The sequence below is a fragment of the Nitrosomonas sp. genome (assembly GCF_019752095.1).
Lineage (GTDB): Bacteria > Pseudomonadota > Gammaproteobacteria > Burkholderiales > Nitrosomonadaceae > Nitrosomonas.
Genome location: NZ_JAIEMO010000013.1, coordinates 82,418 through 91,399 on the forward strand (window position 1 = coordinate 82,418; position 8,982 = coordinate 91,399).

The 8,982-nt window shown below is 42.4% G+C and carries 6 protein-coding genes and 3 pseudogenes; 5 read left to right on the forward strand and 4 right to left on the reverse strand.

The features are described 5' to 3' along the window. Positions 1-44: 44 nt before the first annotated feature. A complete protein-coding gene (locus tag K2Q13_RS05695) occupies positions 45-260 on the reverse strand; it encodes a glycine zipper 2TM domain-containing protein (RefSeq protein WP_292919847.1) in 216 nt (71 codons plus the stop codon). Positions 261-298: 38 nt separating this feature from the next. Here K2Q13_RS05695 and K2Q13_RS05700 point away from each other — a divergent pair. The 3 genes and pseudogenes from K2Q13_RS05700 (at position 299) to K2Q13_RS13310 (ending at position 3,425) form a co-directional block, all read left to right on the forward strand. Continuing rightward, positions 299-1,660: pseudogene (locus tag K2Q13_RS05700) on the forward strand (IS3 family transposase). Positions 1,661-1,727: 67 nt separating this feature from the next. Next, entirely contained in the window at positions 1,728-2,879 is a 1,152-nt protein-coding gene (locus K2Q13_RS05705; protein ID WP_292919849.1) for an IS4 family transposase, read from the forward strand. A 414-nt stretch (positions 2,880-3,293) separates the two neighbouring features. Next, complete coding sequence (locus tag K2Q13_RS13310) at positions 3,294-3,425, forward strand: PEP-CTERM sorting domain-containing protein (RefSeq protein WP_365725353.1); 132 nt, start codon at positions 3,294-3,296, stop codon at positions 3,423-3,425. A 203-nt stretch (positions 3,426-3,628) separates the two neighbouring features. Here the strand turns inward: K2Q13_RS13310 and K2Q13_RS05710 are convergent, their stop codons facing one another. The 3 genes and pseudogenes from K2Q13_RS05710 to K2Q13_RS05720 form a co-directional block, all read right to left on the reverse strand. Continuing rightward, on the reverse strand, positions 3,629-5,530 hold the full coding sequence (locus K2Q13_RS05710; protein ID WP_292919850.1) for a calcium-binding protein: 1,902 nt from the start codon (positions 5,528-5,530) through the stop codon (positions 3,629-3,631). A 12-nt stretch (positions 5,531-5,542) separates the two neighbouring features. Then, a complete protein-coding gene (locus K2Q13_RS05715; RefSeq protein ID WP_292919852.1) occupies positions 5,543-6,727 on the reverse strand; it encodes a GNAT family N-acetyltransferase in 1,185 nt (394 codons plus the stop codon). A gap of 182 nt (positions 6,728-6,909) precedes the next feature. Continuing rightward, positions 6,910-7,011: pseudogene (locus tag K2Q13_RS05720) on the reverse strand (IS481 family transposase); the annotation flags it as partial. Between the two features lie 220 nt (positions 7,012-7,231). On the opposite strand from K2Q13_RS05720, the pseudogene K2Q13_RS05725 reads away from it, so the two are divergent. Continuing rightward, a pseudogene (locus K2Q13_RS05725) lies at positions 7,232-8,288 on the forward strand (DDE-type integrase/transposase/recombinase). A gap of 188 nt (positions 8,289-8,476) precedes the next feature. Then, entirely contained in the window at positions 8,477-8,908 is a 432-nt protein-coding gene (locus K2Q13_RS05730) for a hypothetical protein (RefSeq protein WP_292919854.1), read from the forward strand. The last annotated feature ends 74 nt before the right edge of the window (positions 8,909-8,982 follow it).

The window sequence follows — 8,982 nt, forward strand, 5'->3', positions numbered from 1 at the left end:
AAACAGCACATATCATACAAACTTACAAATAATAATTGAAGTCGTTATTTTTTGTGCTTACCATTACCCATCTGGTTACCAATAACACCACCTACCGCTGCACCTCCAACGGTTCCAAGAGTGCTGCCATTAGTAAGGACCGCACCTCCGACAGCACCGACGCCTGCTCCTAATACTGTGTTTCTATCCCGTGTTGACATACCTGAACTGTATCCCGTCAGCAAAAGTTGGACAAAATAGCCTAATTGCTTAAGAGACATTTTTGGTTCATCGTTACCCTAAAGAAAGAGGAACGATGATGACAAAGAAAGATCACCCCGAACGCAGTGTTGAGAAAACTGTACGAGATATTCGTCGTGCAACCCGCCGAAATTATTCAGCTGAAGAAAAGGTACGCATAGTGCTGGAAGGTATTCGTGGCGAGGACAGCATAGCGGAGTTATGTCGCCGGGAAGGTATCAATACGAATATATATTACCGCTGGTCGAAGGAATTTCTGGAAGCCGGGAAGAAACGGTTAGCGGGAGATATTGTTCGTCAGGCAAGCACGGATGAAGTCAGAAACCTGCGTACTGAGGCGCGTGCACTGAAAGAAACCCTGGCAGATCTGTTAATGGAAAACCGCCTGCTTAAAAGAAATATGATCGGGGATGGGGAGGACGGTATATGAGATATTCCGCATCCGAGAAATTTGAGATCATTCGGCTGGTTGAGCAATCCAGTTTATCAGTTGGGCAGACACTGTTGCGGCTTTGTATCTGCAGATCCACTTTCTACGATTGGCTGAAGCGCTACCAGAAAGGCGGTATAGATGGATTGGAAGATCGAAAGCCCTCTCCTCGATGGGTATGGAATAAACTTCCGCAAGACCAGCAGGCTGCAATTATTGAGCTTGCACTGGATAAGCCCGAACTGTCACCGCGGGAACTGGCAGTCATGTATACCGATGAACAATCCAGTTTTGTATCGGAATCAACAGTCTACCGGCTATTGAAAGCCCATGACCTGATCACTAGCTCAGCTTACATCCTGATGCAAGCGAGGGATAAGTTTCAGCACCCAACGACGCGAATTAATGAAATGTGGCAGACCGATTTTACCTATTTCAAAATAACTGGCTGGGGCTGGTATTACTTATCGACTGTACTGGACGACTTCTCGCGGTTTATTATTGCCTGGCGGCTTTGCACTACCATGAGTACCCATGATGTATCAGACACGCTGGATGATGCATTGCGTTTTACAAGACTTGACCAGGTCAACATTAAACATAAGCCACGATTATTGAGTGACAATGGTCCGTGTTATATTTCAAGTGAACTGGCACATTATCTTGAGAGTCAGAATATGACTCACACACGTGGCAAACCCTACCATCCCCAAACTCAGGGTAAAATCGAGCGTTGGCATCGTTCACTGAAGAACCAGATCCTGCTGGAGAACTATTACTTCCCCGGTGAATTGGAAGATCGCATTCGCCAGTTTGTCGATTACTACAATCACGAACGCTACCATGAGTCATTGAATAATCTGACACCCGCTGATGTCTTTTATGCAATCTATTCTGGATGAGCGAAAGAAAATTAAATGTCGAACATTAGCGATGCGACGGCAAATGTATTACGATAACCAAGCAAAATCTTTAAACCTGATGAGCTAAAGCGTCTCTTAATTTAGGTTGCCATCTGTCCAAATTGGTTTGACGACATACAATAGGAAATCAGGCCATGTCACATTATAATACGATCTTTTCACAAATACTAAAATTTGTACCGAGACATGAGTTTGAGACTTTGGCAAAAGAACATCATTCAGGTCGTTCATTCCGCACTGCATCTAGATGGTCGCAGTTTGTGACCTTGGCGATGGCACAATTGGCAGGACGGAAGAGCTTGCGAGATATTGTTGAAAATATCTCAGTCCAGGCGCATCGTCTCTATCATCTGGGTAGTATGAAGTTGACGCGTTCCAACTTGTCTCGCATCAACGAAGATAAACCTTATACGTTGCATGAATCCCTGGCAGGGAAGTTATTAAGTCGTTGCCAGGCAATGACACCAGGCCACAATTTTCGTTTCAAGAACCCACTCTATTCATTGGATGCTTCTACCATAGACCTTTGTTTGTCGGTCTTTCCGTGGGCAAATTTTCGCACGACAAAAAGCGCCATTAAGCTTCATGTCGGATTGAATCATAGCGGCTATCTTCCTGAGTTTGTCGCCATTACGGAAGGCAAGACCAGTGATATTGAAATTGGCCGTACACTGCAATTTCCCCAAGGTAGCATTGTAGCTGTTGACAGGGGGTACTGCGATTACGGTTGGTACAACCAATTGACAGAGAAAAAGATATTCTTTATTACTCGCCTCAAATCCAACACTAAATTCAAGGTTGTCAGTCGTGAGCCGGTCTTGAAGTACAAAGGATTGAGCAGTGATCAAATCATCAAGTTCACTGGTTTGAAGTCAGCAAAAGAATGCCCAGCTCAGCTGCGGCGTATCGGTTACCGAGACAAAGAAACCGGCAAACATTATGTGTTTCTAACCAATAATTTCAAGCTATCAGCCAAAACCATTGCTGATATCTATAAGGCACGCTGGCAGGTAGAGTTGCTCTTCAAATGGATTAAACAGAATCTGAAAATCAAGACTTTTGTTGGGACAAGTAAAAATGCAGTCATGACTCAGGTTTGGATCGCTGTATGCGTATATTTGCTATTAGCATTCATCAAATTTCAGTCAAAAATGAGCAAAAGCATGCAACAAATTCTGCGATTATTGCAGCTCAATTTGTTTGAAAAACGTGACCTAATGGCTTTATTGCGTGGGGATCCACTCGTCGATAAAAATACTAACAATTATCAGATGTACTTGGTGTAAAAGTTAACGGGACAGTAGTGATGGCATATAGGGTCACTAAATTCATCATTCCACCATTATTGGTCAGATAAAGTTAACTTGGCAGCACCATACTCTAGAAATTACCTTAGTGTTACCAAATCCGGCTCACTCTATATATTACGATATAATATTGGCTTCTTTCATACACTTACTTCTGCATTATATGCTACAGTCTGAGCTAAAATTCTTTTATTAATAAGGAGGCAATTTGAGATTTTCATTCACTTTAGTGTCCTTCGTAGGAACACAGTTTCTTCTGGCTTCCGTGTCGGCTTTCGTGGCAATATCTAGCGCTTGGGCTACAACCACTTACACCTACACTAGCACACTAGCTTGGACGTCCCTGGCGCTTCCTATACATCAGCCCAAGGAATCAATAACACCGGCCAGATCGTGGGAAACTTCCAGGACTCCACCACAGCCCATGGCTTTCTTGCCTCTCCAATACCAGAACCGAAATCTCTCCCTCTCTTCGGCTTCGGCTTGGCTACTCTCGCGGTTATTCGCCGACGCAAAGGGGCTTAAGTACGTGGCAAACGCAGGCCACACGAATAGGCAATCCCAAATTAAGTCAAATTGGGCTGATTTTTCACCTCAAGACCGGCGAGAAAACTAGTTATTGTCTTCAGTACAAGTTTCTCGCCGGTTGACATTAGTATCCTTAACTCTTGCCATAGATATTAATTCAGATTCAATGACCTAGCAAGCATTAAGTTTAATTCTGACTTTTATATCACCACAATATCGGCATTTGTCATTGCTAACCCAACACCAACACCGGCAATTTCTATTGCTACCCCGGCGCCATTACCATCCGCATCGTACAACAATGAACCCGTTGCATCGTTGTAAATAACAAAGTCATTGCTATCCATCGCCTTCGCACCAATCACAAATTGACCAGAATCTAATGTACCGGTTGCAGTTAACAAGCTGAACACGCTATTTTCTAGCTGAATTGTGTCATTGGCGACGTTATAGTCAGTAATTTTGTCTATATGTCCAGCTGTGGTAAATTTAAAGACATCATTACCTGATCCACCGGTCAATACATTATTACCCGCTCCACCATCAAGCGTATCGTTACCCGCCCTGCTATTTAAATGATTGTTGGCAGCATTTCCAGTGATAACGTTAGCCTTGCCATTGCCTGTGCCGTTAATCGCCGATGCACCGGTCAATGTAAGATTTTCCACCTCGGTGGGTAACGTATAAGTTACGCTGCTGCTGATCTTATCAAGCCCTTCCAGTGAAGACTCAAGAACAATATCATCTATACTATCAACAATATAGCTGTCATTACCAAATCCACCGTGCATATTATCGGCCCCTGCGCCTCCATTGAGGATATCGTTGCCACTATCCCCCCGCAGCGTATCATCTCCCGCACCGCCTGATAATATATCATTCCTGAAACCACCCATCAGCTGATTTGAGCTTGCGTTGCCTGTTAGTGTATTACTTACATTAAAACTACCCTGAACATTTTCAATGCTAAGCAAAGTATCCTTACCAGACCCAACCGCTGCGATACCGGTTAAAAGATTTATAGTAACGTCACTAATGAACTCATTTGAATAATCAGCGGTATCAAAGGCGCCTGCTCCACCATTGAGCATATCGTTGCCATCTCCCCCATCCAGCCAATCAATACCATCTCCGCCACTTAGACTATCATTGCCAGCATCACCACGGAGCGTATCATCTCCATCACCGCCTGATAGTGTATCGTTGTTTATCCCCCCCCACAGCTGATTTGAGCCTGTGTGGCCTGTTAGCGTATTGCTTGCACTAAAGCTGCCTTGAACATTTTCAATGTTCAGCAACGTATCATTTCCTAAGCCACCTGCTGCGATTCCGGTTAAAAGATTCACACTAACGCTACTGGTTGCACTCGAATAATCAGCAGTATCAAAGTCAAAACCAATATCTCCACCACCATTGAGCGTATCGTTACCTATTCCTCCATTAAGCCAATCAAAACCTCTGCCGCCACTGAGTAAATCATTACCTGCACCACCATCTAGCTGGTTATCATTTGCGTTACCCGTTAACGTATCCGCATATGAACTACCAAATATATTTTCAAGATCAAACAAGGTATCCCTTCCAGCACCACCTGTTGCCAATCCGGTTACAAGATTTACAGTTACCGCCCCTGCTGCATCCGAATAACTGGCGGTATCAGCACCTTTACCGCCATCCAGAAAATCATTACCTGGCCCTCCAGTCAATATGTCGTCGCCACCACCACTTAGCAAAGTGTCATCACCTTTACCGCCGTACAGTTCATTTACATTAAAGTTATCATCACCTATTAATGTATCTGAAAATGCACTTCCTATGATATTCTCAACATTGGTGAGGGTATCCTCTCCGGCACCTCCGGTTGCGGTGCCAAGGGCGAGGTTCACAATGACAGCATCTGTCGCTTTTGAAAAATTGGCAGTATCTCCCCCTTTACCACTACTATTGTCTCCACCATCGAGCGCATCATTACCTTCTCCCCCTTCCAAAAAATCATTACCTTCACCTCCGTGAAGTTCATCATTCCCTAAGAAGCCATATAGGGAATCATCTCTAGAAGTACCGAATAATTTATCATTCACTGATGTGCCATTGATCAACATAAGACAGTCCTTTTAAAAATTTTTAAGCTTGTGAAAAAGACTCGACTGATTGAGATGCAGTTCGTATCCCAACAGTCGTTTGGAGAAGTTCACAAGCTGGGTATTTTCTCCAAATTCCTCAATCAACATCGAATTATGATAAATACTTATCCAGCGATTTAGTTTCTGGTCAAAAAGATGATTTTTTAGAAAACCTTCCTGCTTGAAGCCGAGCGCTAATGTAGATCTTTGCGCATAAGAATTTTCAGCATAAACCACACTTGTTAGTTTATTGAATCCAATCTTATTAAATGCAAAATCTAATATCATGAGCATTGCCGTTAGGGGTATGCGGGTGCCGTTGAATTTTGTTGCATTGGGAAAACCAATCAAAATTTCTGCGCGGCGATGCACCCAATGAATTTCTGTTAATGAAGCAAGACCTATTGGAGTATATTGGATTTCCCCGGTATTCAAAGGATCAATTTTTTCAATGATCCATTGAATACTTTTATTTTTATATACAATTAAACGGTCGGGATGGCGAGCTTTCTGTTGCGATTTGGATTGCCGGAATGAATTTGATAGATAGCGATTATAGTTATTCATGAAAGATTCATTGGCATAACAATCCTTCACAAATTGATGATCAAGCGGTGTGCGAACTCTCAATCGAATTCTTTCATTCTCAATAGAGAGTACCCATATAGGATGCAACTGAATATATAAATGCCTGATTTCAATAGCATCTGGATTGTCTTCCAGACCATGAGCTAGTACAGCAAATGCCAGATCAATTTCATGGTGAAGTAGATGGATATTAACAAGATTAACTATACTGTTAACATTCTTGGGATTTTTCTTTCCGGCTTTCTGAAAAAGAATCTTTGCATTGCTTGAACCGCCAAGACCGGCATGGGCCACACCCAGACAATCTAACAAATATGAATTCTCTCCGGTATGTTGCAAACCTCGCGTCGAAACTTCAATTGCCGTTTTAAAATTTCCAAGTTGGCAATGTGCCGTTGCTGCGATAATCCAGCCCCAGGGTGATTCAACATTCTTCACATTAGTCTTATTGAGGTGATCAATACATGATTTGGCTTCTCCTGCTACCAGCAGATCACCCGCCTTCTGAATGTACTCAGGAATTCGTCCATCAGTGATGTACTCATAAAGAGTAGCAGGGTTTGGCAATTTGCAATTTGGGCTTTTCATATTCAACCAAACAAATTTACATCGCTAATTCATTGAGATTTTGCCAATCCAATACCTACCGAAGAAACTTTAAATAATAATCATCATCATAGATGAAGATTTTAATCATTTAGGATACTCTGCGTTAGATTACATGATGTCCATTTACTTCGCTGTGGTTTTTATCACAAATTTCACAATAATTAGGTGTTTAGTCCCACGGTGTGCTGGAATGGGTTAACGATAAATCGTTCCGGTTCATTTGTCCATATTTTGCAGATGTATTCGTAAGGCGTGAGGCCTTTGCCAAGTTGCATTGCCATTAAGAAACTGTGCAGATGGATTGTGTAAGATTTTGTCGCAAAAGTGCAAAGTCACACTTATCTGCGGGCACAGTTATCCTGCTAAAGCCACAAACTGCTTATAAGCTGGAATTGTATACCGTCAACCCAAGTTGGACAAAATAGCGTGATTGCTTAAGAGACATTTTTAGTTCATCGTTACCCTAAAGAAAGAGGAACGACGATGACAAAGAAGGATAATCAGAACCGCAGTACTGAGAAAACTGTACGAGATATTCGTCGTGCAACCCGCCGTAATTATTCAGCTGAAGAAAAGGTACGCATAGTGCTGGAAGGTCTTCGTGGCGAGGACAGCATAGGGGAGTTATGTCGCCGGGAAGGTGTCAATACGAATATATATTACCGCTGGTCGAAGGAATTTCTGGAAGCCAGGAAGAAACGGTTAGCGGGAGATATTGTTCGTCAAGCGACCACGGATGAAGTCAGAAATCTGCGTACTGAGGCCCGCGCATTGAAAGAAACCTTGGCGGAACTGTTAATGGAAAACCGCCTGCTTAAAAAAAGTATGATCGGGGATGGGGAGAACGGTATATGAGGTATTCTGCATCCGAGAAACTCGAGATCATCCGCCTAGTTGAACAATCCAGCTTTGTGTCGGAATCAACAGTCTATCGGCTACTGAAAGCCCATGATCTGATCACCAGTCCAGCCTATATTCTCATACAGGAAAAAGACAAATTCCAGCATCCAGCGATGCGGGTCAATGAAATGTGGCAGACCGATTTTACCTATTTCAAAATAACCGGCTGGGGCTGGTATTACTTATCGACTGTATTGGATGATTTCTCGCGATTCATTATCGTCTGGCGGCTTTGTGCCACCATGATGTGTCAGACACGCTGGATGATGCGCTGCTTTTTACAGGATTCGACCAAGTCAAAGTCAAACATAAACCCCGATTATTGAGTGACAATAGCCCGTGTTATATTTCAAGTGAGTTAGCACATTACCTTGAAGATCAGAATATGAGCCATACACGCGGCAAACCTTATCATCCGCAGACTCAGGGTAAAATCGAGCGCTGGCATCGTTCATTGAAAAACCAGATCTTGCTGGAAAACTATTATCTTCCCGGTGAATTGGAATACCGTATTCGACAGTTTGTCGATTATTACAATCATGAGCGTTATCATGAATCTCTGAATAATCTGACACCCGCCGATGTTTTTTACGGCCGCGGTCAATCTATTTTGGATGAACGAGAGAAAATAAAACGGTGATCATTAGCCACACGACGACAAATGTATTACGCTAACCCATTAAATAATTCAAACCTGGTGAGCTAAACCGTCTCTTAATTCAGGCAGTCATCCGTCCAAATTGCTTTGACGACATACAATTGCCATTATTATATTTTTTTTCGAATGATTATAAGACGGCGAAAAGATATGCTAAAACCGTAATAGCAATGAATGATGTAGAATTATCAGAAATTAAAAGCACTTTGCCATCCTTTATTTATGCAGTAAGTTCACTATATGAGGAGAAATTTGACTTCTCCTTGTTAACGGATAGTTACTTTAGGTACTCGATATTAGAAGAATCAGATAATCAACTGATATCGCTGCTTTTTTCGATCTATCTGGATAGGTTGTCACTACGATTCAATGATGGCTCTTTGAACGAAAAGACCCTGAGCCAAGTATTTTCGATAATGAAGTCACAATCTCTTGAAGATGTGAGATTACAAAACTATATCATCATTATTGTAAGATATTTCACTCGCTTGAAGCATGAGCAACAAAAAATAACATCTCTTATAGATACCTCAAACAAAAAAATTAAAGATAGCCCTGAAACCTTCCGGGAAGTCAGTGCCTCACTAGAGAAATATAAGTAGTCGACCCTGAAAAATTCCCGTCAATCGCTATCTTGGAACAGCAGCTTCAAAAGGTGGTCGTCCATAAAAGGTAA

Bases quoted from the DNA above. Each gene is read 5' to 3' on its own strand.
- K2Q13_RS05695 (WP_292919847.1), bottom strand. From the start codon at position 260: ATGTCTCTTAAGCAATTAGGCTATTTTGTCCAACTTTTGCTGACGGGA.
- K2Q13_RS05705 (WP_292919849.1), top strand. From the start codon at position 1,728: ATGTCACATTATAATACGATCTTTTCACAAATACTAAAATTTGTACCG.
- K2Q13_RS05710 (WP_292919850.1), bottom strand. From the start codon at position 5,530: ATGTTGATCAATGGCACATCAGTGAATGATAAATTATTCGGTACTTCT.
- K2Q13_RS05715 (WP_292919852.1), bottom strand. From the start codon at position 6,727: ATGAAAAGCCCAAATTGCAAATTGCCAAACCCTGCTACTCTTTATGAG.
- K2Q13_RS05730 (WP_292919854.1), top strand. From the start codon at position 8,477: ATGAATGATGTAGAATTATCAGAAATTAAAAGCACTTTGCCATCCTTT.